Annotated in this window: 20 protein-coding genes and 4 pseudogenes; 2 read left to right on the plus strand and 22 right to left on the minus strand. The window is 41.5% G+C overall.

Annotated elements, in window-relative coordinates; all coding sequences use genetic code 11:
* Nucleotides 1-6: 6 nt before the first annotated feature.
* Together DXA07_RS07345 and DXA07_RS07350 are read right to left on the minus strand one after the other, a co-directional pair.
* Nucleotides 7-1,688 (minus strand): annotated as a pseudogene (locus DXA07_RS07345) (DAK2 domain-containing protein).
* Nucleotides 1,689-1,705: 17 nt separating this feature from the next.
* The gene (locus DXA07_RS07350; RefSeq protein WP_118484067.1) at nt 1,706-2,065 is read right to left on the minus strand and encodes an Asp23/Gls24 family envelope stress response protein; all 360 of its coding nucleotides are present in this window, start codon (nt 2,063-2,065) and stop codon (nt 1,706-1,708) included.
* Between the two features lie 283 nt (nt 2,066-2,348).
* Here DXA07_RS07350 and rpmB point away from each other — a divergent pair, with 283 nt between their 5' ends.
* Nucleotides 2,349-2,534, plus strand: coding sequence for a 50S ribosomal protein L28 (gene rpmB / locus DXA07_RS07355; protein ID WP_008400961.1), 186 nt, complete (start codon nt 2,349-2,351; stop codon nt 2,532-2,534).
* 352 nt (nt 2,535-2,886) lie between these two features.
* Here rpmB and DXA07_RS07360 read toward each other — a convergent pair whose 3' ends face one another.
* From DXA07_RS07360 to DXA07_RS07385, 6 genes are all read right to left on the minus strand, one after another.
* Entirely contained in the window at nt 2,887-3,294 is a 408-nt protein-coding gene (locus DXA07_RS07360) for a spore germination protein GerW family protein (RefSeq protein WP_117784793.1), read from the minus strand.
* The gene (locus DXA07_RS07365) at nt 3,294-4,367 is read right to left on the minus strand and encodes a DUF2953 domain-containing protein (RefSeq protein ID WP_242996012.1); all 1,074 of its coding nucleotides are present in this window, start codon (nt 4,365-4,367) and stop codon (nt 3,294-3,296) included. Before DXA07_RS07365 ends, DXA07_RS07360 begins: the two co-directional genes overlap by 1 nt.
* A gap of 14 nt (nt 4,368-4,381) precedes the next feature.
* Nucleotides 4,382-4,711 (minus strand): hypothetical protein, encoded by a 330-nt coding sequence (locus DXA07_RS07370; RefSeq protein WP_147352415.1) that lies wholly within the window; start codon nt 4,709-4,711, stop codon nt 4,382-4,384.
* Between the two features lie 32 nt (nt 4,712-4,743).
* Nucleotides 4,744-6,171: a hypothetical protein gene (locus DXA07_RS07375; protein ID WP_118484071.1), complete on the minus strand. Its 1,428-nt coding sequence runs from the start codon at nt 6,169-6,171 to the stop codon at nt 4,744-4,746.
* Nucleotides 6,172-6,211: 40 nt separating this feature from the next.
* The gene (locus tag DXA07_RS07380; protein WP_243013819.1) at nt 6,212-7,054 is read right to left on the minus strand and encodes a hypothetical protein; all 843 of its coding nucleotides are present in this window, start codon (nt 7,052-7,054) and stop codon (nt 6,212-6,214) included.
* Nucleotides 7,055-7,263: 209 nt separating this feature from the next.
* On the minus strand, nt 7,264-7,599 hold the full coding sequence (locus DXA07_RS07385) for a LysM domain-containing protein (protein WP_118484074.1): 336 nt from the start codon (nt 7,597-7,599) through the stop codon (nt 7,264-7,266).
* A 248-nt stretch (nt 7,600-7,847) separates the two neighbouring features.
* Between DXA07_RS07385 and DXA07_RS07390 the strand changes: the two genes are divergently transcribed.
* A complete protein-coding gene (locus DXA07_RS07390; protein ID WP_348980787.1) occupies nt 7,848-12,074 on the plus strand; it encodes an acyl-CoA dehydratase activase-related protein in 4,227 nt (1,408 codons plus the stop codon).
* Between the two features lie 224 nt (nt 12,075-12,298).
* On the opposite strand, the gene hisF is transcribed toward DXA07_RS07390, so the two are convergent.
* The 14 genes and pseudogenes from hisF to DXA07_RS07455 all read right to left on the minus strand — a co-directional run bounded on the left by hisF (nt 12,299) and on the right by DXA07_RS07455 (nt 24,962).
* Nucleotides 12,299-13,060: an imidazole glycerol phosphate synthase subunit HisF gene (gene hisF, locus DXA07_RS07395; RefSeq protein ID WP_118484078.1), complete on the minus strand. Its 762-nt coding sequence runs from the start codon at nt 13,058-13,060 to the stop codon at nt 12,299-12,301.
* Between the two features lie 4 nt (nt 13,061-13,064).
* Nucleotides 13,065-13,676, minus strand: coding sequence for an imidazole glycerol phosphate synthase subunit HisH (gene hisH / locus DXA07_RS07400; RefSeq protein WP_118484080.1), 612 nt, complete (start codon nt 13,674-13,676; stop codon nt 13,065-13,067).
* 38 nt (nt 13,677-13,714) lie between these two features.
* Nucleotides 13,715-15,994 (minus strand): DNA topoisomerase (ATP-hydrolyzing) subunit A, encoded by a 2,280-nt coding sequence (locus DXA07_RS07405; RefSeq protein ID WP_117807502.1) that lies wholly within the window; start codon nt 15,992-15,994, stop codon nt 13,715-13,717.
* Between the two features lie 17 nt (nt 15,995-16,011).
* The gene (locus DXA07_RS07410) at nt 16,012-17,916 is read right to left on the minus strand and encodes a DNA gyrase subunit B (protein WP_008401000.1); all 1,905 of its coding nucleotides are present in this window, start codon (nt 17,914-17,916) and stop codon (nt 16,012-16,014) included.
* A 67-nt stretch (nt 17,917-17,983) separates the two neighbouring features.
* Nucleotides 17,984-19,594, minus strand: a complete 1,611-nt coding sequence (locus tag DXA07_RS07415) for a HAMP domain-containing sensor histidine kinase (protein WP_243015427.1) — start codon at nt 19,592-19,594, stop codon at nt 17,984-17,986.
* Nucleotides 19,566-20,267, minus strand: a complete 702-nt coding sequence (locus tag DXA07_RS07420; RefSeq protein ID WP_117807500.1) for a response regulator transcription factor — start codon at nt 20,265-20,267, stop codon at nt 19,566-19,568. The genes DXA07_RS07415 and DXA07_RS07420 overlap by 29 nt, the downstream gene beginning before the upstream one ends.
* 80 nt (nt 20,268-20,347) lie before the next feature.
* Nucleotides 20,348-21,072, minus strand: a pseudogene (gene trmD / locus DXA07_RS07425) (tRNA (guanosine(37)-N1)-methyltransferase TrmD).
* A gap of 17 nt (nt 21,073-21,089) precedes the next feature.
* The gene (gene rimM / locus DXA07_RS07430; protein ID WP_284467259.1) at nt 21,090-21,413 is read right to left on the minus strand and encodes a ribosome maturation factor RimM; all 324 of its coding nucleotides are present in this window, start codon (nt 21,411-21,413) and stop codon (nt 21,090-21,092) included.
* 14 nt (nt 21,414-21,427) lie between these two features.
* A complete protein-coding gene (locus tag DXA07_RS13475; RefSeq protein ID WP_284467260.1) occupies nt 21,428-21,598 on the minus strand; it encodes a hypothetical protein in 171 nt (56 codons plus the stop codon).
* 70 nt (nt 21,599-21,668) lie between these two features.
* Nucleotides 21,669-21,896: a KH domain-containing protein gene (locus tag DXA07_RS07435; protein ID WP_008401006.1), complete on the minus strand. Its 228-nt coding sequence runs from the start codon at nt 21,894-21,896 to the stop codon at nt 21,669-21,671.
* Nucleotides 21,897-21,917: 21 nt separating this feature from the next.
* Nucleotides 21,918-22,161, minus strand: a pseudogene (gene rpsP, locus DXA07_RS07440) (30S ribosomal protein S16).
* 41 nt (nt 22,162-22,202) lie between these two features.
* A pseudogene (gene ffh / locus DXA07_RS07445) lies at nt 22,203-23,548 on the minus strand (signal recognition particle protein).
* Between the two features lie 32 nt (nt 23,549-23,580).
* The gene (gene ylxM / locus DXA07_RS07450; protein WP_021943974.1) at nt 23,581-23,937 is read right to left on the minus strand and encodes a YlxM family DNA-binding protein; all 357 of its coding nucleotides are present in this window, start codon (nt 23,935-23,937) and stop codon (nt 23,581-23,583) included.
* Between the two features lie 95 nt (nt 23,938-24,032).
* Nucleotides 24,033-24,962, minus strand: a complete 930-nt coding sequence (locus DXA07_RS07455; protein ID WP_118484083.1) for a bifunctional riboflavin kinase/FAD synthetase — start codon at nt 24,960-24,962, stop codon at nt 24,033-24,035.
* Between the last annotated feature and the right edge of the window lies 1 nt (nt 24,963).

Genomic DNA, 24,963 nt, shown 5'->3' on the forward strand with positions numbered 1-24,963 from the left:
CTCCCTTTATTCTACAGAAACAATGTAATAATAGATTGGCTGACCACCATAGTAGTTCTGTACATCGCAGTCCGGGAAGCTTTCTTCCACTCTTGCCGCAAATGCCTCTGCATCCTCCTTCTTTACATCTGCTCCGTAATAAATACTGATCAGTTCGCTGTCTTCATCTACTGCATCTTTGATCAGATCGAATGTAACATCCGAAATGTCATTACCAACGGATACCAGTCCCTTATCACCGATACCCATGATATCTCCCTCATGGATGGCTTTTCCATCGATGGAGGTATCTCTGACCGCATATGTTACCTGTCCGCTCTTTACATTTGATACAGCTTCTAACATATTGTTTTTGTTATCCTCTAATGTCATCGTACTGTCAAACGCTATCATTGCACTGATACCCTGTGGCGCATTTGCCGTTGCAAGGACGATGATATTCTTATCTTCACATAAGCCGGCTGCCTGATTGGCTGCAAGAACAACATTTTTATTATTTGGGAATATAAATATATTCTCGGCATGAACCTTCTCGATCGCATTCAGCATATCCTCAGTGCTTGGATTCATCGTCTGACCACCTTCGATCACATAATCAACTCCAAGCTCCGTAAAGAACTCCTTTAATCCATCACCCATGGATACTGCGATGAAACCATATTGTTTCTTTGGCTGCTGTTTTTCTTTCTCTGCCTGTCTTGCAGCTTCCTGTCTGGCTGCTTCTTCCCGTTCTGCCTGCTTGATGACCTTCTCATGATGCTCCAGTCTCATATTATCGACCTCATATTTGACAGATAACCAAGGGTAAGACCTTTTTCAAATGCCTGACCCGGATGGTTTGTGTGAACATGGATCTTAACGATCTCATCATCTGATACGCAGACAATGGAATCACCGATCGACTCTAAGAACTGTTTCAGATCGTCTTCTTCTTTTATGCCGTATGGTTTTTCCAGATTAATAATAAATTCTGTACAATATCCGAACTTGATATCGGCTGACAGATCTTCAGAATACTTTGGATTGTCAACACCTGATACTCCTGCTCCGGAAGGCTTTGTATCTGCAATTACGACACGTCCGAGAATACAGTCAACTGCACCTTTTAATACTTCCATCAGACCCTGTCCGCCGGAATCCACAACACCGGCTTCTTTTAATACCGGAAGCAACTCCGGTGTGGAAGCAAGCACTTCATCTCCATGCTTAATGATGGTTTCGCAGAATTCCTCCAATGTAATATCTGTACCTGCACATTCTCTGGCCTTAGTAGCAATACCTCTGGCAACTGTAAGGATCGTTCCTTCCTTTGGCTTCATAACAGCCTTATAAGCTGTCTCAACCGCCTTCTGGAATGCATCAGCAATCTCGATTACTCCGATCTCTGTTTTATCCCCGATCTTCTTGCTGAAACCACGAAGAAGCTGAGAAAGGATTACACCTGAATTACCTCTGGCTCCACGAAGGGAACCGGTTGACATTGCCTTTGCGATATCACTCATTGTCTCCTTACAGGATTCAACTTCCCTTTTTGCTGACATAATCGTCATTGTCATATTTGTACCGGTATCTCCATCCGGTACAGGAAACACATTCAGCTCATTAATATAATCTTTTTTATTATCAAGGTTATTCGCACCGGCTATAAATGCTTTCTTCAGTGCAAGTGCATCAATCGTATTTTTCACTTCTACAGTTCCTCCGTCTAATCCAGAATCTTTACATCTTCAACAAATACATTTACCTGACTGACCTTAAGAGATGTAAAATCTTCTACTTTATATTTTACAGACTGCATCAGATTATCTGTTACAGCCTTGATGCTGACACCATATGCCACAACAATATGAAGCTCTACCACAATATCTCCATTCTCATCAAACATAACATGAATTCCCTGCGTGATATTGTTTCCTTTTAACTGTTTTACGATTCCGTCTTTTACACTGACAATACCCATACCAACAATGCCAAAGCAATCGAGTGCTGTCATACCTGCTACCTGTGCAACCACATTCTCATCCAGACTGACGGTTCCATTATCATTATTTATATATTCGTTCATAGAAAACCTCCCATGCTTTTGTCCTGTTATATGATGTGCAGGAATCCCATCTCCTTGTCATTCTGAAAAGTATATTTTAAAATAGGCAAACCTGTCTCACCATAATTATAAACATATAGTTCTATTATAACAGAGAATATGCAAATTTCAAGACAACCGTTTATTGTCTATTCTTTTTAAAAAAATTAAAAATATGCTTGCATATAACAAAATTATCTGATATAGTAACATTTGTTGTGAACTTATGAGAGGATAAGTTTAATAAAAATAAGGAGGTGCTATCATGGCAAAATGTTCAGTTTGTAATAAAGGTGCTCATTTCGGTATCAAAGTGAGCCATTCACATAGAAGAGCAAATAAGATGTGGAAATCAAATGTTAAGTCTGTTAAGGCTATCGTAGATGGTTCTCCAAAGAAGATTTATGTTTGTACTTCATGTTTAAAATCTGGAAAGGTTGAGCGTGCATAGTTCACCTCGTATTCTTTCTAAAAAAGACTGCCATAAAACAATGGCAGTCTTTTTTGTTTTCTTTTTTCAGACTGCCGGCCACGCTTCTATCATAAATTCTCAAAATCTCTCCTGCCGTAACCCGGTCAGGTCATTGGCTTTTAGCATCTGCAAAATAATATATATGCCATTAAAAAAAAGATTACAATAATCAAAAATTCCAGAAATCCTTCTACCAGATAGCTGAATATCATTCCGATCGCAACGAAAAAGAGAGCAAATCCAACTACACGCTTCAAACAACATCACCGCCCAAAAAAAGACTTCACATACCACTATAAGATATGCAAAGCCTTTTTCTTTTATGTCTGTTTTATTCCTCTGCCGGTTTCGATGCTTCTTCTACCGCCTGTTCGATCTGCTCTTCTTCCTCTGTCTTTTCCTTCTTAAAGAAGCCGGTGATCCGGTCAACGATCTCAGGTGCCATATCAATGATCTTGCTGATGGCATCCTGATTCTTAATATTAACAAGTCTTGTCTTACCGTTTGAGATAACCAGAACCGCAGCCGGACTGAGCTTTGCTCCGATACCACCGGCCGCATTATTGCCGGTCTGTTTATTGAACGCACCGGCCGCCATACCAAAATTCACATCAAGGAGTGGAATAATGATCGTATCTCCTACCTTGATAGGATCTCCCACTACAGATTTGGATGAAACAAATCCATCCATTCCATGAAACAAAGTGCTGATCGTTCCGTCAATATTTGTATTTGCCATTACTTATTTCCTCCCGAAATCTTTTTTAAATATGCCATAGATCTTTTCACGTATTTATTAAAGTATACCTTGCAGCAATAATATAATATATTATAAACCCTGATTCTTCCTTTTATGAAAATATCCCCTTCCAATATCTTCTTGGAAAAATCCGGAGTTATATCTATTTTATTATAATATAACGGTAAAATCAAACTCAGATATCCAAGCTGTTTTCCGGTAGATGCCGGATCTCCTGAACCATATGTTACCTGCCCTTTGATCTTTGTCGGATTCAGATGCTTTAATAACAGGATCACGTTTCGCTTTAACACCTGAAATGCCTGCTTCGTTGTACCCGCCCGGACGAATTTCTTATACTGCTCCGCCTTATCTTTCATATGGCGCAGTTTTCTTACAACTGCTTCGATCTTATCCTTTACCGCAATAACAAATCGGTCGAACTTCTTACCGATATGGGTAAATATCGTCTCCGGACTTTTTTGAAATTCCGAATGATCTTCTGCAAATTCCCGGTTAGCATCTCTATCTTCTCTGTCGGGAGCTGCATCCTGCATCATCTGATCTGACAAACCATCCGGCTGATCGGATTCAGCATCTTCTGCTTCCTGCTTTTCCGTTTTTTTCGCTTTTTCGGCTTCTGCCTGTTCGCGTTTTTCCTGTTTCTTTGCTTTTCGAGTCTCTGCCTTTTCCTGTTTTTTCAGTTTTTTTGCTTCTCTGACTTCAGCTTTTTCCCGCATACGAATTTCTTTTTCACTTTCTGCGGCTTCTGTCTCCGTATCTGTTTCTTCCTGGCTTTCTTCCGAAAATCCATCTTCATTGGATACCAGCGTTCCGCCGAATGACCGCAGCCAATATACAAAGCCGTTTTCATCATAATTTGCTTTGAAGCAGAATACAAAACCCAACCATGAGGCTTTTAATTTGCATATAAAATTGTCATGTTTTTCTGCATAAAACCGATACCGGACAGGAACGAATAATAATAAAAGCAACAGTACAAGTACAAGCCCTATCAGGATCAATACTGTAATCAACAGAATCTTTAATATCAATAAGAAAATATGTAACATATGCTCCCCTTATATCAGCACACTGTCATGTCATATAGAAAATAGTCCTTACAATCAAACTTTCCGGTCGTACCATATACATCCCGGATAATATCCCGTATAAGAAAAAACGCTCCGGCCTTTGTCATCGACATTCCAACGATAACGATATCATCCGTTCGTTTCTTATAGTACGTCTGCAGGAATTCATTTGCCTCATAAACCTCTAACAGCCCGTCCTCAAACAATGGAAGTGTTATGACATAAACATCCGCACAGGGCTTCCGCTTTTTTATTCTTTTTATCAGTCGGGATGCCGTCTTATCCGGCATAACTCCGGTATAAAGCCGCTTTACTATTGTCATTTTTTCACTCCCCTGCTCTGTCAGACCTCTCTCTAATCTTCCATAATTCCCTGAATGATCACATAACATGCAAGAACCTCGCTGCGATTTGAACAGCGCACCAGTGCATTATCAATATAATCTTTGATCTCCTGCTGTGTATTAAAGAACACAGGAATTGTAGAAAGTATCTTCGCCATGACCGCACGATTAACTACCTGTGAGTTTCCGGTAAATACCTCTCCGAATTCTTCTATGAGTTTATCCTTTTTTGAAATAATATATTCAGAATCCGCAAGTGCGCCTGTCTCAATCTTCACATGATCGATATCTACAAACATACTGCCGGATAACAGTTTTTCCAGTGTATCAATACGATGATAAGCATCCTCCAGACCAAGGCGGATAATATCCGGCTGATTGGAAGATATGATATCATAGATCGGAGCTTCAAGCACCATCCGGTGTTCTCCCGCTTCCTCCTGTGCGCCTTCATTTGCAACCAGCATATCATATGCATCCGTTGGAAATTCATCTTCATTTTCCATGGATTCATAGATACGTCTGATAATAGATAATGCCCGCATACAGGATTCCGATACTCCTGACTTGCATTCAGCCGCAAGCATCATGCTGTACAGATCATTTACCAGCTCGATCAGCATCATATAATCAGATACAACATCATTGATAAAGCCTGCACTTTTATCCAGAACCGTTGACAGATTCCTGTATCCGTCAAAATCAAGATGTGCATAATCTCCCTCTTTAATAATCTCGTACGCTTCATGCAGAGAAGAATATTCTGTCTCGAATTTCTCCGGAAGCTGTAATAAGGCAGTTTCTTCTACTGTCTCTATAAAATCATCCAATGAACTGATCTCACAACCATTATAAATTGATAAAGTCTGTCCGATAATATCGTAAAATCTTGCCTTTGTCATACGAAGCGGAAGCTGACCTACGATCTGCTGGATCTTCGCATTTACCGCTACCTTATCCTTATCTGCAAAGATGAAGTTAAAGACCTCCGCGCTGAACTGCTCTGCATCAAATTCCTCAAACATCTTCTCAAGTTCTTCGTCCACATTTTCCTCGAATCCATATTCTTTTCGGTTCAGGATATATTCGTACAACTCAAACGCATCAGTATATGCAGTAAGTACCTTCATCTTCTCCGTGATCTTATTTCTCATTTCGGAGATAAGCGCCAGATCCTTGTCATCCAATTGATCCGCATCTCCTACCAGATATGTTCCGACCAGCTTATTGATTCCCATAACACATTCATAAATATATGGATCCTCTGCAAAATCTTTGTCTGCCATCAGTTCACGGATCACGACATAGTTTAATGCAAATTTCTGACAGGCATATTCGAAATCAGCCGTCATGACTGCATCTGCAAATTTTGCAAGATTCTCATCCATATTGTTCTTACGGGTTATCTCTGTGATCAGTTTTTTATCTTCATTATACATAACTATCTATTATCCTCTCATCCTTAATTAAATCCATCTCTTATTTATGCTCATGCGTGAACAAGTGATCCTGGCAATATTCCTTGTTGCCTGTACATCTGGAACAATAACGGAACTGCATGTCCGGTGCTTCCTTATCTGTGATGCCGCATACATAACATTTATGTGTCACATTCTCTGAATTGTTGACACGCACCTGCTTCGCATAATTTCTCCTTCTCTTGATCTGCTTTGGAGAAAGCCGTCTGAAATCTTTTGTGCTGAAATAGAAAATTACAAAGTTTAAAAGCGACATTACGATATTTACACGTCCCATCAGGTTTGCGTTCATAAAATAATATCCTATAAACACCAGATACAAAACAGATAACCATTTCATCTTAACCGGAATGATCATTGCATACAGTACCTGCATATCCGGATAACAAGCTGCAACTGCCAAAAATAAAGACAGACAGATATAATAACTGGATACGATATAGATATGAGAATCCCATGACATCGGAATATGAAATACATACTGACAAAGTATATATGCGATCATCGTTCCTGCCATTGTTAGAAACATACCACCAAATATATACAGGTTGTACAAAAACGTACCGATTGAACGTTCTAACAGATTACCGATACTGTAATAAAAGAACAACATAATGATAGTAAAGATACTGACACTTAATTCCGGAGGAGTGATTACCCATGTAATTAATCTCCAGACTTCACCCTGCATAACAAATGCAGGAACAAGAATCAGTTTTGATAAAACCTGTGGTGCAAACATCAGAAGCAGATAGCCAATGACATATCCAAGGATCAGATACAGGGACAGATTCTTGATCGCATACCGACCGAACTTCCTTTCAAGCTTGTTTATCATCTTCATGAATGGATCTCCTTTTAATTTCATTCATACTATTTGTTTTCGGTATATAACAGATTTTCCAACATCTGTTATATCCACAAATCAGGGAACTGCCATATTCCCATCCAATGAGAATATGGCTGATAGTATCCCGACATTATCAAATTATATAATAGAACGAAAAACTTTACAACAGCACAATCATGAAGAATTTCTAACTTTTATATTTCTTAATCCACAACCAGTTCTAATCCTTCCGGCAAAACAACCTGATATAAGCTCTTATTGTTCTCAAATAATTCCTGTGGTCCAACACCAAAATACATGAATGCAGATTCAAAGGTATCTCCTTTTTTTACTGTATAATGCATCTTTCCATCTCCGGAGCCTTCCTGTTCTATCGGAATACAGATTTCTTCCCCTTCCTGCATATTATAGACATTTACATACGGGTTTGCAGTTATGATGTCACAGAGATTACATTTGTAGTGTTTTGAAAGCTTATATAATGTATCCCCTTTTTCTACTACATGAATTACTCCATTGCAATGATCATAATTTTCCATTTCATACCATCCGGCTTTTTTATTATTATATTCGAAATCTGAAAAATGTTCCCTTTTCTTCTTATTAAAATATAAATCTTTCTCTGCCCTTTTCTAAAATAAAAATTAAATATCAAAAAATCAAGGAAAATCAATCCTAAAATAAATATTAAGTTCGTCAGAAAAGGGAAAAAATCATTGTTTTTTGTAAAACGTTCCACTATAATAGATTCGGTTCAATAAAGAGAAAATTTTGCAAAAAGATTAGGATGGTTTTTATGTACAAGTTAGGAATTGACATCGGCTCAACAACCGTAAAAGTTGTTGTTCTTGATGATTCACACAAGATTTTATTTTCTGATTACAGAAGACACTACGCAAACATAAAGGAGACATTACAGGCTCTTATAAATGATGCAAAAGCCAGGCTTGGTGATGTAGAAGTTACTCCGGCGATCACCGGCTCCGGCGGTCTTGCGCTGGCAGAGGTTATCGGTGTACCTTTTACCCAGGAGGTAGTCTGTGTTTCAGAAGCATTACAAGACTATGCTCCACAGACGGATGTTGCGATCGAGCTTGGTGGCGAAGATGCTAAGATCATATATTTCACAAATGGAATCGAACAGCGTATGAATGGTGTCTGTGCCGGTGGTACAGGTTCCTTCATCGACCAGATGGCTACTCTTCTTCAGACAGATGCCAGTGGTCTGAACGAATATGCAAAGGACTATGATACGATCTATCCGATCGCTGCCCGCTGTGGTGTATTTGCCAAGACAGATATCCAGCCTCTGATCAATGAAGGTGCAACCAAGCCGAATCTGGCTGCGTCTATCTTTCAGGCTGTTGTCAACCAGACAATTTCCGGTCTTGCATGTGGTAAGCCGATCAAAGGAAATGTTGCGTTCTTAGGCGGCCCGCTTCATTTCCTCCCGGAACTGAAAAATGCATTTATCCGTACTCTGAATCTGACCGGGGATGCGATCATCGATCCGGGTCATTCTCATCTTTTTGCTGCAACAGGTGCTGCCCTGAATTCCAAGCCGGAGGTATCCAGAACGCTCGGCGAACTCAGCCATTCCTTAGACGGCGAGTTACATATGGCTGAAAATGTACTCCGTCTCCCTCCATTATTCGAAGACGAAGCAGCCTATGAAGCATTCAAGGAGGAGCACAATAAATATAAAGTAAAACGCGGTGACCTTGCTACATATAAAGGAAACTGCTTCATCGGTGTTGATGCCGGTTCTACAACCACCAAGGTAGCTCTTGTCGGTTCAAATGGTGAATTATTATACGACTTCTACAGCAGCAACAACGGAAGTCCGTTAAATACAACGATCAAAGCGATCAAGGATATCTATTCCAAGCTGCCGGAGGGTGCTGTCATCGCCGGTTCATGCTCTACCGGTTACGGTGAAGCCCTGATCAAGCAGGCACTATCTCTTGATTTTGGCGAAGTAGAAACGATCGCCCACTATACGGCAGCAGCATTCTTTGATCCTGAAGTTGACTGTATCCTCGATATCGGCGGTCAGGATATGAAATGTATCAAGATCAAGAACAAAGTCGTAGATAATGTCATGTTAAATGAAGCATGTTCCTCCGGCTGTGGTTCTTTCATTGAAACATTTGCAAAATCCTTAAATTATGATATTGCTGATTTCGCAAAGATTGCTACAACTGCCAAGACTCCTATCGACTTAGGTTCCAGATGTACGGTATTCATGAATTCAAAAGTAAAACAGGCACAGAAGGAAGGTGCATCCGTAGCTGATATCTCAGCCGGTCTGGCATATTCCGTTATTAAGAATGCACTTTTAAAGGTTATCAAGCTGACGGATCCAAAGGATCTCGGTAAGAACATCGTCGTACAGGGTGGTACCTTCTACAACGATGCTGTCTTAAAGAGCTTCGAGGTGATCTCCGGCAGAACCGCTATCCGACCGGATATCTCCGGTATCATGGGTGCTTTCGGTGCTGCCCTTATTGCCATGAATAAATATAAAGAGGGCTTTAAGACTTCTATGCTGTCGATCGATGAGATCAGCAAGCTGACTTATACCACAAATATGACCAGATGTAAGGGCTGTACCAACAACTGTCTGCTGACGATCAACCATTTCTCAAACGGTAAGAACTTCATTACCGGAAATCGTTGTGAAAAGGGTGTCGGTCTTAAGAAGAATGCTGATAACATCCCGAATCTGTTCGAATATAAATTAAACAGGATCTTCGACTATACCCCGCTTACACCTGATATGGCAAAACGTGGTGTGATCGGTATCCCTCGTGTCCTGAATATGTATGAAAATTATCCATTCTGGTTCACTTTCCTGACAAAGCTCGGATTCTCGGTAGTACTTTCTCCAAAGTCATCCAGAGATATCTACAGTCTTGGTATTGAATCGATTCCAAGTGAATCCGAATGTTATCCGGCTAAGATCTCACACGGACATGTTATGTGGCTGTTAAAGAATGGTATCACATCCATTTTCTATCCTTGTGTTCCATATGAAATGAACGAAACACCGGAAGCAAATAACCACTACAACTGCCCGATTGTTACATCCTATGCCGAAAATATCAAAAACAACATGGAAGAATTAAAGGATGACAAGATCACCTTTATCCGTCCGTTCGTCGCACTGGATAATGAACAGGCTCTTGTCGATCGTATGTATCGTGAAATGAAAAAATACTACGATGTTACAACCGATGAGATCGCATCTGCTGTCCGTGCTGCATATGAAGAAGCAGAAAAAGTAAAGACCGATATCCGTGAAAAAGGCGAAGAAACTCTTCGATATATCGATGAACACGACATCCTTGGAATCGTCCTTGCCGGTCGTCCATACCATATCGACCCTGAGATCAACCACGGTCTTCCGGAACTGATCAACTCATATAAGATCGCTGTTCTGACAGAGGATTCCGTTGCTCATCTGGGACAGGTAGATCGTCCGCTTATCGTATCTGACCAGTGGATGTACCACTCCAGATTATATAAAGCAGCAAACTATGTTAAGACCTGTGACAATCTGGAACTGATCCAGTTGAACTCCTTCGGCTGTGGTCTGGATGCCGTAACAACCGACTGTGTAAATGATATCCTGACAAAATCAGGAAAGATCTATACCGTTTTGAAGATCGATGAAGTAAGTAACCTTGGTGCTGCCAGAATCCGTATCCGTTCACTGATCAGCGCCGTTAATTCCAGAAAGGAACAGAACTACAAGACCTGCCCGTCAAGCAGTGCGATCAACCGAATCGAATTTACCAAGGATATGATGAAGGACTACACCGTTCTCGCTCCACAGATGTCACCGATCCATTTCAATCTGTTGGAATCTGCATTCAAGGTTATGGGACTTAATATCGAGATCCTTCCGGATGCAACCAAGGAAACGATCGATGTCGGATTAAAATATGTAAATAACGATGCCTGTTATCCATCTCTGATCGTCGTTGGTCAGTTGATGAGTGCCATCACATCCGGTAAATATGATGTAAATAAACTTGCAGTTATCATGAGCCAGACCGGTGGTGGCTGCCGTGCAACCAACTATGTCGGATTTATCAGACGTGCGCTTGCAAAAGCAGGTTACGGCCAGATCCCTGTAATTGCATTATCGGCTCAGGGATTTGAGAAGAACTCCGGTTTCCCTATCACCTTAAAGCTTGCAAAACGGGCAATTCAGGCACTTGTCTATGGTGATGTCTTCATGCGTTGTCTTTACCATACAAGACCATACGAGAAAGAACCGGGATCTGCAAATGCGATCCATGAGAAATGGGAAAAGATCTGTAAGAAGACACTGGAAGAAACAGGAAGCACAGCAAGATTTAAAAAGAATATCAATGGAATCGTACATGACTTCGATACTCTCCCACTTCTTGACATCAAGAAGCCAAGAGTTGGTATCGTTGGAGAGATCCTTGTAAAGTTCCTTCCATCTGCCAACAACCACCTGGTTGATCTGCTGGAATCGGAAGGTGCTGAAGCTGTTATGCCTGATCTGCTTGATTTCTTCATGTACTGCTTCTACAACAGTAATTATAAATATGAATATCTGGGCAAGACACACAAAGGCGCAATCATCGGAAATGCAGCCATCTCGCTCCTTGAGCATATGAGAAAGCCTGCAACTGATGCTTTAAAGGCAAGCAAACGTTTTGATCCACCTACACCGATCACGCATCTTGCAGAATATGCCAGACCTTTTGTATCCATCGGTAACCAAACCGGTGAAGGCTGGTTCTTAACAGGTGAAATGATCGAGCTGATCAACAGCGGTGCCGCAAATATTGTCTGTGCACAGCCATTTGCCTGTCTGCCAAACCACATTGTCGGCAAGGGTGTTATCAAGCATCTTCGTGAGGCTTATCCGGATGCTAACATTGTGGCAGTCGACTACGATCCAGGAGCATCCGAGGTTAACCAGATCAACCGTATTAAGCTGATGCTGGCAGCGGCCAACAAGAAGCTCCGGTAACAAAATACATGCAGTTATAGCTTACAATATAAAAAACAGCTACATATATCTTCTATTCCGCAGATCACTTGCGTTCTGTTTTTCACGTAACGGTACTAAATTCACCGCTCTCGCGGTTCATTAAGGACCGACGTGAAAAAAGGTCTGCTTCATAGAGATATTTGTAGCTGTTTTTATTTACCCTTTTTTCTGCATGTATTTTGTTCTTATAGTAAGATAATATCTTACATCATCCGCATAGGGATGCCACGTTCATTTAAATACTTCTTCAAATCTGATATTTCAAGCTCTTTGTAATGGAATAATGATGCCGCGAGTGCAGCTTCTGCTTTTCCTTCTGTCAATGCATCATAGAAATGTTCTTTGGTGCCTGCACCGCCAGAAGCAATAACCGGTACATTTACATTCTCTGCAATCGTTCTGGTAAGGTCGATATCGTAGCCGGCTTTCGTACCATCACAATCCATACTGGTAAGAAGGATTTCCCCTGCACCGAGTTCAACTGCTTTCATTGCCCATTCTACTGCATCGATACCGCAGTCAATTCTACCGCCATGTTTGAAGATATTCCACCCACCATCCGGACGTCTCTTGGCATCAATGGCAAGTACAACGCACTGGCTGCCGAATTTGTCGGCTGCTTCTGCAATCAGATTCGGATTATCGATTGCGGCTGAATTTACAGATACCTTATCTGCACCTTCACGAAGAATTGCCTTAAAATCATCTACTGTTCGGATTCCTCCGCCTACAGTAAACGGAATAAATATCGTCTCTGCCACACGTCTGACCATATCTACTACGATATTTCTCTGATCGGAGGATGCTGTGATATCTAAGAATACCAGCTCATCAGCGCCTGCTTTATCGTAAGCAGAAGCTACCTGAACCGGATCGCCTGCATCGATCAGATTTACAAAATTTATACCCTTAACAACACGTCCGTTTTTGACATCCAGACATGGAATAATTCTCTTTGTATGCATATGATCACGCCTCCAATTCTATAAAATTCTTCAGGATCTGAAGTCCAACGGTTGAACTTTTCTCCGGATGGAACTGGCAGGCAAATACATTGCCATGTTCGATCGAAGCATGGATATTCGTTGAGTAAAATGTGGATGCAGCTACATCTTCCTCATGATCTGCCTTCAGATAATACGAATGAACGAAATATACATATGGATGTTCCGGAAGTCCTTTAAATAACCTTGCTTTCGGATTGATATCAAGTGAGTTCCATCCGATCTGTGGAATCTTAAGTCCCGGCGCATCCGGAATCCGAAGGATCTGTCCATCTACGATTCCCAATCCTGTTACTCCCGGTGTCTCCTCGCTTGTCTTAAATAATAACTGAAGTCCAAGACAGATACCCAGAAATGGTTTTCCCGAATCAACGACATCATAAATAACATTTTTCAATCCATATTCATTGATTTTTCCCATTGCATCGCCAAAACTTCCAACACCCGGAAGAATAACTCCAGAGCTGTCCATAATGACATCCCTGTCTCTTGTAATTATGGCTTCTTCGCCAAGAAATTCTACGGCTTTTTCGACGCTTTTGATGTTACCTGCATCGTAATCAATAATCGCTATCATTTGTTTTTCCGTTTTAACCTTTCTCTATGTTTTCTTCCCTACAACCGCAGCTTTGTTCCTTTACTGCCACGTTTACATGCTTTGATTCGTGTAAACAGGATCTCTGTATTGTCTACAAAGAAGCTGTCCTTTGTGCTGCCGACTGCTACTTCTTCGATCTCGTCATCGTCGGTGATGTTCACCAGGCGGATGCAGCCTGCACCTTTTCCTTTGACCGGAATCTCGCTGATCTGGATTCTTGCATAGTAGCCAAGCATACTCTTTACAACAATGAAATCTTCCATCTCCGCATCATGTATAAAGATAATGTCTTCTTCCTGCTTGGATGCTGCGATCATCTTACGAAGTACATCGTAGTTATTTCCCGGAACCAGCTTTGCCTGACCATGCTTAGTCACAAATAACAGGTTCTTATCTATGATCTGCTCGATGCAGCACATATATAATATGTTTTCATTTCCATTCATATTGCAGAATTCAAAGATCTGAATACCCTTATCCGACAATCTGCCGATCAGACCGGAACCATTTCCCTTTTTACCGGTATTCTTCTTTGCCTGAAGCTTGATGATATCAGCAACCTTGATCATATACATCTGATTATTATCTGCAAATACACCGACACGTCCTGTGTTCTTACATTTGAATGAGAAACGGTAGTCTTTGTCGATCTGCGCTTTGTTTTTATCATAAAGATTGGCATCAACGACCTTGATATAGTAGAAACGATCGAGAAGTACAGCAACCTCTGTCTCGACTGCCTGTGCTTTCTTAACGACAACTTCGCCACAGTCTGCGATCACAGTCTTTCTTGGGATCGCATATTTCTCCTTGATCTCTAACATATCTGCGATCATCTGCTTCTTCATATTGCTCTTGCTTTCAAGCAGCTTTGAATACTTCTTGATCAGCTTCTCTGCATCTTCCAGTTCTTTCTTAAGGGCATTTACTTCCAGACCGATGAGCTTCTGTAAACGCATGGCAAGGATCGCATCTGCCTGTTTCTCGGTAAAACATAAGAACTTTGCATCTGCCTCTGAACCTTTGAACCGGAATGTAATATTGGAGGTATCTCCATGCATCAGACATGCCTTTGCATCCGCTACCTTCTTACTTCCACGCAGAATCTCTATGATCAGGTCGATACAGTCAACCGCTGTAAGAAGACCGGTCTTGATCTCCCGTACTTCCATCTGATTTTCTAACAACTTCGTGTATTTGGTATTATATAGTCCGTATTTGAAATCTGTATAGATTGACAGGATTCGCTTCAGTCCCATGACCTCCGGCTTGCCGTCATAAATACAGTTGATATTTACACCAAAGGTATCCTCAAGTCCTGCCTTTTTATATAAAATATTAATGATATTCCGGATCTCTTCATCTGTTGTACCCTTCTTTACATCGATACACAAACATTCTCCGTTCTTATCTCCACGGTCAGCGATATCTACAACGGCCGGTAATTCACGGTTTCTGGTAAGCTCTGCAACCGTATCCAAGAACTTCGCTGTTCCACCGATCATCGTAAACGGGATCTCGGTTACACAGATACTTTTTCTTCCATGACCGATATCACGGATCTCCACCTTACCTCTGACCTTGATCCTGCCAAGTCCTGTTTCATAGACCTGCATCAGATCTTCCTTGGATGCATTGATGATGCCGCCGGTTGCGAAATCCGGTCCTTTCATGACCTCCAACAGATCCTCAAGCGGTACTTCCGGATCATTCAGATACATCACGGTTGCATCGATCACTTCTCCAAGATTGTGTGTCGGAATATTGGTTGCCATACCAACTGCAATTCCTGTCGAACCACTGACTAAGATATTCGGAACCTGAAACGGAAGAAATGTAGGCTCTGTCTCTGTTCCGTCGAAGTTTGGAATAAACTGATCCTTAAAGAAAGACAGATCCTTCATGCAGACATCCTCGGTATATTTGGATATTCTTGCCTCGGTATATCGCATTGCCGCTGCACCGGAGCCATCTACCGAACCAAAGTTACCATGCGGATCTACAAGCGGGATCGGAAGCTTCCAGTTCTGCGCCATATTTACAAGACCTTCATAGATTGAACTGTCTCCATGCGGGTGATATTTACCCATCGTATCACCGACAATTCTCGCACATTTACGATGTGGCTTATCTGAACCTGCCAGACCATTTAATGAATACAGGATACGACGCTGTACCGGCTTTAAACCGTCCCTGACATCAGGGAGCGCACGTTCTGTTATAACGCTCATGGAATAATCTACATAGGATTGTCCCATTTCACTTTCATAATCAACATTTAAGATTTTTTCAGACATAGATTTCCTCTTTCCTCTTAGATATCAAGCACTGCATCTGTACTGTGTGTCTCAATATATTCTCGTCTCGGTGCTACTTCTGTTCCCATCAACGTCTGTGTCAGCTTATTCGCTTCCACGATACTGTTGATCGATACCTGCTTTAACACACGGCTCTCCGGATTCATCGTTGTCTCATAGAGCTGGTCTGCATCCATTTCTCCAAGACCTTTGTAACGCTGAATCGTGAATTTACCGGTATGCTTCTTTCGATAACGGTTCAGTTCTTCATCTGAATACAGATACTGCATATGCTTGCCCTCACCCACTCTGTAAAGCGGCGGGATCGCGATATAGATATGACCCTCATTGATCAGATCCGGATAAAACCGATAGAAAAATGTCAAAAGCAATGTAGCGATATGCGCACCATCGACATCGGCATCGGTCATAATGATGATCTTGTCATAGTTTAATTTATTAATATCAAAATCGTTGCCATAGCCCTGCATAAAGCCACATCCAAATGCATTAATAAGTGCTTTGATCTCAGCATTCTCAAGAACCTTGGCTACTGTTTTCTTCTCTACGTTTAAGATCTTACCACGAAGTGGCAGGATCGCCTGATATTTACGGTTTCTGGCTGTTTTAGCAGAGCCGCCGGCAGAATCACCCTCGACTATGAAAATCTCGCATTTGGACGAATCATTAGATTCCTGCTTGGCAAGCTTTCCATTTCCTTCAAAGGAGAATTTATTCAGATTGATCTTGGATTTTTCCAGTGCTTTTTTCTTCGACAGGCTGACTGCCCGATCACAGATATCCTTAAGCACATCATAATTACGATCAAAATATACGGTCAGCTGTTCTTTTACGATATCATCGACAGCCTTTGTTACATCGGTATTTGACAACTTTGTCTTCGTCTGGCCCTCAAACTGTGGATCTGGATGCTTTACAGAGATGATCGCCTGCATACCGGAACGGATGTCTGCGCCACTTAAGTTCGCATCCTTTTCCTTCAATAATCCAAGCTCATTTCTTGCATATGAGTTAATCAGCTTTGCAAATCCTGACTTAAAGCCTGTTACATGCGTTCCGCCTTCCGGATTCGTGATATTATTTGTAAAACCGATGATGTTTTCTTCCCCGTCCTCTGTCATGACAAATACGATATCAGCAGTTATATTCTCTTTCTCTCCACTGATTGCAATGATCGGTGAAGTATGTGTAAGTCCTTCCGATATATCCTCTACAAATGCGGACAGACCGCCCGGCTGATGGAATACGACCGGTTCCTTGCCGTCTCTCTTATTATGAAATGTGATCGTAAGCTCCGGATTCAGATATGCCGTTTCCTTGATTCTCTGCATGATCGCATCGGCTTTAAATTTTACTGTTTCAAAGATCGTATCATCCGGATATAGGGTTACCTTTGTTCCGGTTCGTTTCTCTTTTAACCGGGTACGCGGCAGATTCCCTTCCGGAGTCAGCTCCGTTACCGGAACGCCATACTCATAGCTGTCCGTGTAGAGATATCCGTCTCTTGCGACCTCAACCAGCAGCTTCTTTGATAATGCATTTACAACAGCAGAACCTACACCATGAAGACCACCACTGATCTTATATGTGGAGCTGTTGAACTTACCACCGGCATGCAGTACGGTATATACGACACGTTCCGCAGGTATTCCCTCTGTCTCATGTATATCAACAGGAACACCCCGTCCATCATCTGACACGGTCGCTGAACCGTCTTCATTGATACTGACATATATATTTTTACAATAACCTGCAAGGTGCTCGTCCACGGAGTTATCGATCAGCTCCTGAATCAGATGGTTCAGACCGCTTCTTCCAGTGTTACCGATATACATACCCGGTCTGAGTCTTACAGGCTCTAGTCCCTTCAGCACCTCTATATTTTTTGCACTATACGACATAACATTTCCTCTCTATCCACATAATCATTGATTAGTATATTCTGTATTCCATTTTTTTGCAAAGAAATTATTCTGTTTCTTTCTTTTCAATACCGATTTTTTCTTCGATATCGTCTGTCTCCCCGATAATATCCAGATCAAAATAGAATACAACTCCATCTTTTACATTATACACACCATAACACTTCTTATGTGCCTGCATGGTAGCCGCGACAATGGACAGACCGATGCCGCTTCCGCCATATTCTCTGGTTCTTGCCTTATCTACCTTGTAGAACTTGATGAACAGCTTCTCTAGTTCGCCCTCCGGTACATTTGGTCCCTGGTCATATACATAAACACGGAGATTTCCAAGGATCGATCCTTCTTCATATGTGGCTCCCGGTTTTTCATACATATATTTTTCTGTCCAGACACGGACTTCTTTCTCTTTATAGCAGTAATGGATCGCATTTGTCAGATAATTACGGAAGACTTCTTCGATCATGAATTCGTCCGCATAGACATTGATCGGATCTACATCATCATAAACGATCGTAACCTGACTCTGCTCTGCAAGGATTGCAGACGAATCGATGGAATTATGGATCAGATCAACGATATTGAACATTTCCTTATTCACTCGGTTCTGCCCGAATTCTATCTCATTCAGATCAAGTAACTGCTTTACCAGCTTATTCATCTTGTTTGCTTCATCAACAATGACATCGCAGTAAAAATTCTTGCTTTCTTCATCATCATTGATATTATCCCGCAAGCCTTCTGCATAACCCTGTACCAGTGCGATCGGTGTCTTTAATTCATGTGATACATGTGACAGGAATTCCTTACGCATCTCGTCAATCTTGATCTTCTCATCAATCTCCACCTGAAGCTTCTGGTTTGTCTCCTTAAGCTCCGTCAGCGTCTCATTCAGCTTATACGACAGATCATTCATATAACAGGACAGCTCACCGATCTCATCATTGGACGGATGCTCAATCCTTGCATCAAAATCAAGAGTTGCCATTCGTTTTGCAACCCTGGTAAGCCGTTTGATCGGTCCGGCAAATATCTCACTGACAAAATACATCAGAATACAACTGATGATTGCTGTTGTAATCAGTACAGCCATAAAATATTTGATCGTTGTCTGGATCGTGGAATCCACTCTGGCAATTGTGGTACGCACGATAATAACAAATCCATTATCCAGAAATCCGAGCAGATCAAAATAACTCTGAGCTGTATCCTTATCCTTTGTAATCTGTATCTTATAATCCTTATGCTTCTCGACCTCTTCCCGTTCGATCTGGGAATTATTCGCATCTATACTGTCTGAGAACATCAGGAACTCACCGATACTTTTCAGATTGTTAAATACAGCCGTATCCTCATTTACCGTTGTATAAATCTTCATATGAACATCATCCACAATATAGATCATCGCATCGGATTTATTCTCGAGCAGGCTCTCCATGCTGTCAAGGTCATAGCTGCCATCTCTGTTCTTATTTGATGAATCTTTGAAAAAAGCATCGCATTCCTGATAGGTCTGGATCAGATTATTTTTCAGTTCATTGTAGTAATATTTTTTTATGAAGATAACGGACAAAATGCCTGACAGCAGGATCATTACAGTAATGATCGCCATCAGACAAAGTGTTATCTTACTCCTTATCGACCTTTTTCTCATCATCCACCTCGAACTTATATCCCATGCCCCAGATCGTCTTGATATAGTCACCTTTATCCTTCAACTTGCTTCTGAGCTTCTTTACATGGGTATCAATCGTTCTGGCATCTCCAAAATAATCATAATTCCATACATTATTCAGTATCTTCTCTCTGGATAATGCAACTCCTTTATTCACCATAAAATAATTCAACAGCTCAAATTCTTTATAACTGAGCTCGATCGGTTCTCCATCGATCGTTACGATATGGGCTGCAAGATCCATCGTGATACCGCCTGCTGAGATCACACTGTCAGCCGGTACATCACTGGTTCTTCTTAAGATTGCTTCTACTCTGGCAACCAGGATCTTCGGACTGAACGGCTTCGTGATATATTCATCAATACCAAGTTCAAATCCCAGAAGTTCATCTCTTTCATCTGACTTTGCAGTCAGCATGATGATCGGAACCTGTGAGAACTTCCGTATCTCCTTACAGGTCTCCCAGCCATCCATCTTCGGCATCATAACATCTAAAATGATCAGTCCGATGTCTTTATTATTCATAAAGATATCAACCGCTTCTTCACCGTCTCCTGCTTCCAGAACGATATATCCTTTCTTACTCAGGAAATCCTTGACCAACTTACGCATTCTGCTCTCATCGTCAACTACCAATATCTTTATACTATCCATATGCGACCTCCTGTTATTTCCATTTCTTGCTGTATTCTAACAAACATCTATGTCATAAATGTGAATTTCAATCGGGAAATTTACCTTTTTCTCTTTTTCTTCTCCACAACCGGGTGATTTGCTTCATATTTCGCATACAGATCCGGTCGCCGTTCTTTTGTCCGGCTGATCGACTGTTCCAGTCTCCATGCCTCTATATTCTTATGATGACCGGAAAGCAGCACATCCGGAACCTTCTTCCCCATGAATTCTACCGGTCTTGTATATTGTGGATATTCTAACAGATCGTCATGAAAGGATTCGATCTCCGCACTGTCATCATTGTTCAATACCCCAGGAACCAGTCTGGATACAGTATCAATGATTGCCATTGCCGGAAGCTCACCGCCGGTTAAGACAAAATCACCGATCGATACATAATCCGTTACGATCAGCTCCAGCACACGTTCATCGATACCCTCATAATGTCCGCATAAAAGCACCAGATCATCTTCAACGGCAAATTCTTCTGCCACCTTCTGTGTAAATGTCCGTCCCTGCGGTGTCATATATACAACCTTTAATTTCTTTCCTGTCTTTTCACACAAATACTGATAGGCATTATAAACCGGCTCCGCCTGCATCACCATTCCGGCTCCGCCGCCATACGGATAATCGTCTACATGCTTATGCTTATCCTTTGTAAAATCCCTGATATTCACTGCTTCAATATGGATCAGCCCTGCTCCATCGCCCGGCCGGTAATACTGGTTCTAAGCCCGTCCATGATCATATCGGGGAATAATGTAAGAACATAAAAATTCATCATTCTCTCCATTCGTTCTAATCTTCTGCGATTTTCAGAAGATGTACCTTTACCGTTTTATTTACCGTATCAATATCTGTTACCCATTCCTTTACAACCGGAACATAGATATCGTCCTGCCCTTTTTTCTTTATAACAAAGATATGATTCGCCGGTGTCTCCAGTACATCATCGATCACACCGATCTCTGTGTCATTCTGATCGTATACCTTTGATCCGATCACATCACAGATAAAGAACTCACCATCCTCTAAGGCTACGGCATCCTCTCTGTTTACAAGAATATCATATTGTCTTAAAGCTTCTACATCATTTATACTATCATACCCTGCAAGCTTCAAAACTACCATGTTTTTTAAAAATTTACAGGATGTACATTCAGTTCAATCTCTTTGCTGCCTGATACCAGAAAACACTTTTTCAGGCTTTTAAATCGATTCAGGTCATCCGTTGTCGGATATACTTTTACCTCTCCCTTGATACCATGCGGTGCTGTGATCACACCCACTCTCAGTCTGTCTTCCAAAATTATATCTTTCCTCCACTATAACTAAAAATGGGGGAGTTATGATAACTCCCCCAAAAAGATCTTTGTACTACTTAATATCTACAATTACCTTTTTGTCACCCTTTGAAGCAGCTGCTTTTACAACTGTACGGATGGATTTGGCAATTCTGCCTTGTTTTCCGATAACCTTGCCCATATCCTCTGGTGCAACAGTCAGTTCAACTTTAATTATATCGTCTTTCTCTGTCTCAGTAACAGATATTTGCTCTGGATGATCTACTAGGGATTTTGCAATGATTTCAACTAAATCTTTCATTTAAACACCTCCCTGGTGATATTATTTTTCAATACCTGCCTGTTTGAATAACTTAGACAGTCTCAGTTGGCTGAGCACCTGTCTGAAGCCACTTCTTAGCTGCTTCTTCATCGATCTTTACTACGCTTGGCTCCTGGTTAGGATCATATGTTCCAATCTCCTCGATGAATCTACCATCTCTTGGGGATCTTGAATCTGCAACGATTACTCTGTAAAAAGGATGCTTCTTATAACCCATTCTTCTTAATCTGATTTTTACTGCCATTTTGTTTGTTCCTCCTGAAATAAAATATAAAATATAAAAATTTATTTAAATCCAAACGGAAGCTTGAATCCACCGTGGCGTTTCTTGCCACCCATCATACCGGACATCTGCTTCATCATTTTCTTGGATTGTTCAAACTGCTTTAAGAAACGATTAACTTCCGCGATCTGAACGCCCGCGCCGTCTGCAATACGTTTCTTTCTGGATGGTGAGATCGGATCCTTCAGACATCTCTCATTCGGTGTCATGGACTGAATGATCGCCTTCGGCTTCTTGCCTGCATCTTCATCGATCTGTACATTCTTCATCTGACTGGACATTCCGGGCATCATGGAGAGCAGGTCTCCGATTCCACCCATCTTCTCAAGCTGATCCATCTGTTCCATAAAATCATTGAAATCAAAGGATGCTTTCCGGAACTTCTGTTCCATCTCTTTCGCTTTCTCATCATCGATCGCATTCTGTGCTTTCTCGATCAGCGATTCCACATCACCCATTCCAAGGATCCGGCTCGCCATACGGCTCGGATAAAATGGTTCCAGATCTGTCAGCTTCTCGCCCATTCCTGCATACAGGATCGGCTTTCCGGTAACAGCCTTAATGGAAAGTGCCGCACCGCCCCTGGTGTCACCATCTAATTTCGTTAAGATCACACCATCTATACCAATCTTATCGTTAAATGTCGTTGCAACATTGACAGCATCCTGTCCTGTCATCGCATCAACGGTAAGAACTGTATATGTAACATTAATATTTTCCTTGATCTCCGCAAGCTCATCCATCATATCTTCATCTACATGAAGTCGTCCGGCAGTATCGATAAATACCAGATTCATATGATTCTTTTCTGCATGCAGGATCGCAGCCTTGGCAATATCAAGCGGCTTATGATTATCTCCCATCGCAAAGACAGGCACGCCAACCTTTTCACCATTGATCTGCAGCTGCTTGATCGCAGCCGGTCTGTATACATCACAGGCAACTAACAATGGTTTCTTGCCTTTATTCTTAAACTGATATGCAAGTTTTGCAGCCGTTGTTGTCTTACCGGCACCCTGAAGACCGCACATCATAATGACTGTAATCTCATTTGACGGAAGTAATTTCAGCTCTGTTACATCAGAACCCATCAGCTTATCCATCTCTTCTTTTACAATCTTAATGACCATGTGTCCGGGATTCAAACCCTTAAGGACTTCTTCACCAACAGCTCTGTCACTTACAGCTTTGATAAATGATTTAACAACCTTGAAGTTACATCGGCTTCCAGTAAAGCACGCTTTACTTCTTTCATTGCCTCTTTTACATCATCTTCTGTAAGAACACCCTTGCTTCTCAGTTTCTTGAAAACATTTTGAAGCTTGTCAGATAAACTGTCAAAAGCCATGAATATCTCCCTTCGTTCCTAACACTCATCTACTAAAACTCGTCCAGTATCCGATCCGATAACCGGTCGATTGCTTCTATCTTCGAATTCAGCCTGTCATCCCGATTTTCCTCCATCAGCTCCGAAATACAGTCTTTCATCTTCTCGACCTGCTTTCTCGCTTTCATGAATTTGTCAACAAGCTGTAACTTATCTTCATATTCTTCCAAGATCTTATCGCAGCGCTTGATCATGTCATAGACACCCTGTCTGCTGATCTGATTCATTCTGGCAATCTCGGAATAGGACATATCATTATTGACCACATCTTCATAAATTGCTTTCTGATGCTCTGTCAAAAGCTCTCCATAAAAATCATATAATAAAGACTGTCTGACTATTTTCTCCATACGATCACCGCCTGTAAAGTATTTTCCCTTTACCATGGGTTATTCTATACCATGCCTGCATCGTTGTCAAGTAAAATATCTTGACAAATTAATTTTTATCCGAATATCCTCTGTTTTGCCACTTCCATGTCTGCAAGCATCTGTGCTTTTAATTCTGAAACACCTGAAAATTTCTGCTCTCCGCGAATAAAGGATAACAATTCCACGACCAGCTTCTGTTCATAGATATCCTCATCAAAATCAAAGATATGCGTCTCGATCGTTACCCTGCGATCTGTATTCACCGTCGGATTGTCTCCGATATTCGTGATCCCATAACAGACCCTGCCGTCCTCCAGATGTATCCTTGATGCATAAACACCCGTCACCGGATAGATTTTCCCATGCTTTGGAAGCAGATTTGCCGTCGGAACCTGGATTGTCCTGCCAAGCTCTCTGCCATGCACTACATGACCGGACAGAAAATAAGGTCTGCCAAGGAAGGTTTCTGCTTCTTCCATTTTTCCCTCACTGATCAACATTCTGATATAAGTGGAACTTACAATAACATCATGGATCTTTTTCTTTTCTATCACGATCACCTGATAGCCGTATTTGCCGGCCATCTTCCGCAGAAGCTCTACATTCCCGCGTTTCTTTTTTCCGAATCCGTAATCGGTTCCTACGACTACACATCCTGCATGTAACCTTTTTACAAGGATATCCGTTACGAAAGCTTCCGGTTCCATCGATGCAAATGCATCATCAAACGGATACTCCACCAGTACATCGATTCCCATCTGTTCTGCAAGCATACATTTTTCTTCCGAGGTTATGATGCTTTGAAGCTTATCTACATCAAAGATCGAATTTTTACGAATATCAAAGGTAAATACGACTCCGGTATATCCATCCTTCTGTAAACGAAGTACCTCGTCAAGCAGCAGCTTGTGGCCCTGATGAAAACCGTCAAACTTGCCAAGTGCAACGACGGAACCTTTTTCTGTATTGATCTGTATATCTTTCTGATTAAAATAATGCTGCATT

It is taken from the genome of Clostridium sp. AM54-37XD, from assembly GCF_003478225.1.
Taxonomy (GTDB): domain Bacteria; phylum Bacillota; class Clostridia; order Lachnospirales; family Lachnospiraceae; genus Coprococcus; species Coprococcus ammoniilyticus.

Bases quoted from the DNA above. Each gene is read 5' to 3' on its own strand.
- DXA07_RS07350 (WP_118484067.1), bottom strand. From the start codon at position 2,065: ATGAACGAATATATAAATAATGATAATGGAACCGTCAGTCTGGATGAG.
- rpmB (WP_008400961.1), top strand. From the start codon at position 2,349: ATGGCAAAATGTTCAGTTTGTAATAAAGGTGCTCATTTCGGTATCAAA.
- DXA07_RS07360 (WP_117784793.1), bottom strand. From the start codon at position 3,294: ATGGCAAATACAAATATTGACGGAACGATCAGCACTTTGTTTCATGGA.
- DXA07_RS07365 (WP_242996012.1), bottom strand. From the start codon at position 4,367: ATGTTACATATTTTCTTATTGATATTAAAGATTCTGTTGATTACAGTA.
- DXA07_RS07370 (WP_147352415.1), bottom strand. From the start codon at position 4,711: ATGACAATAGTAAAGCGGCTTTATACCGGAGTTATGCCGGATAAGACG.
- DXA07_RS07375 (WP_118484071.1), bottom strand. From the start codon at position 6,171: ATGTATAATGAAGATAAAAAACTGATCACAGAGATAACCCGTAAGAAC.
- DXA07_RS07380 (WP_243013819.1), bottom strand. From the start codon at position 7,054: ATGAAGATGATAAACAAGCTTGAAAGGAAGTTCGGTCGGTATGCGATC.
- DXA07_RS07385 (WP_118484074.1), bottom strand. From the start codon at position 7,599: ATGGAAAATTATGATCATTGCAATGGAGTAATTCATGTAGTAGAAAAA.
- DXA07_RS07390 (WP_348980787.1), top strand. From the start codon at position 7,848: ATGGTTTTTATGTACAAGTTAGGAATTGACATCGGCTCAACAACCGTA.
- hisF (WP_118484078.1), bottom strand. From the start codon at position 13,060: ATGCATACAAAGAGAATTATTCCATGTCTGGATGTCAAAAACGGACGT.
- hisH (WP_118484080.1), bottom strand. From the start codon at position 13,676: ATGATAGCGATTATTGATTACGATGCAGGTAACATCAAAAGCGTCGAA.
- DXA07_RS07405 (WP_117807502.1), bottom strand. From the start codon at position 15,994: ATGTCTGAAAAAATCTTAAATGTTGATTATGAAAGTGAAATGGGACAA.
- DXA07_RS07410 (WP_008401000.1), bottom strand. From the start codon at position 17,916: ATGTCGTATAGTGCAAAAAATATAGAGGTGCTGAAGGGACTAGAGCCT.
- DXA07_RS07415 (WP_243015427.1), bottom strand. From the start codon at position 19,594: ATGATGAGAAAAAGGTCGATAAGGAGTAAGATAACACTTTGTCTGATG.
- DXA07_RS07420 (WP_117807500.1), bottom strand. From the start codon at position 20,267: ATGGATAGTATAAAGATATTGGTAGTTGACGATGAGAGCAGAATGCGT.
- DXA07_RS07435 (WP_008401006.1), bottom strand. From the start codon at position 21,896: ATGAAAGATTTAGTTGAAATCATTGCAAAATCCCTAGTAGATCATCCA.
- ylxM (WP_021943974.1), bottom strand. From the start codon at position 23,937: ATGGAGAAAATAGTCAGACAGTCTTTATTATATGATTTTTATGGAGAG.
- DXA07_RS07455 (WP_118484083.1), bottom strand. From the start codon at position 24,962: ATGCAGCATTATTTTAATCAGAAAGATATACAGATCAATACAGAAAAA.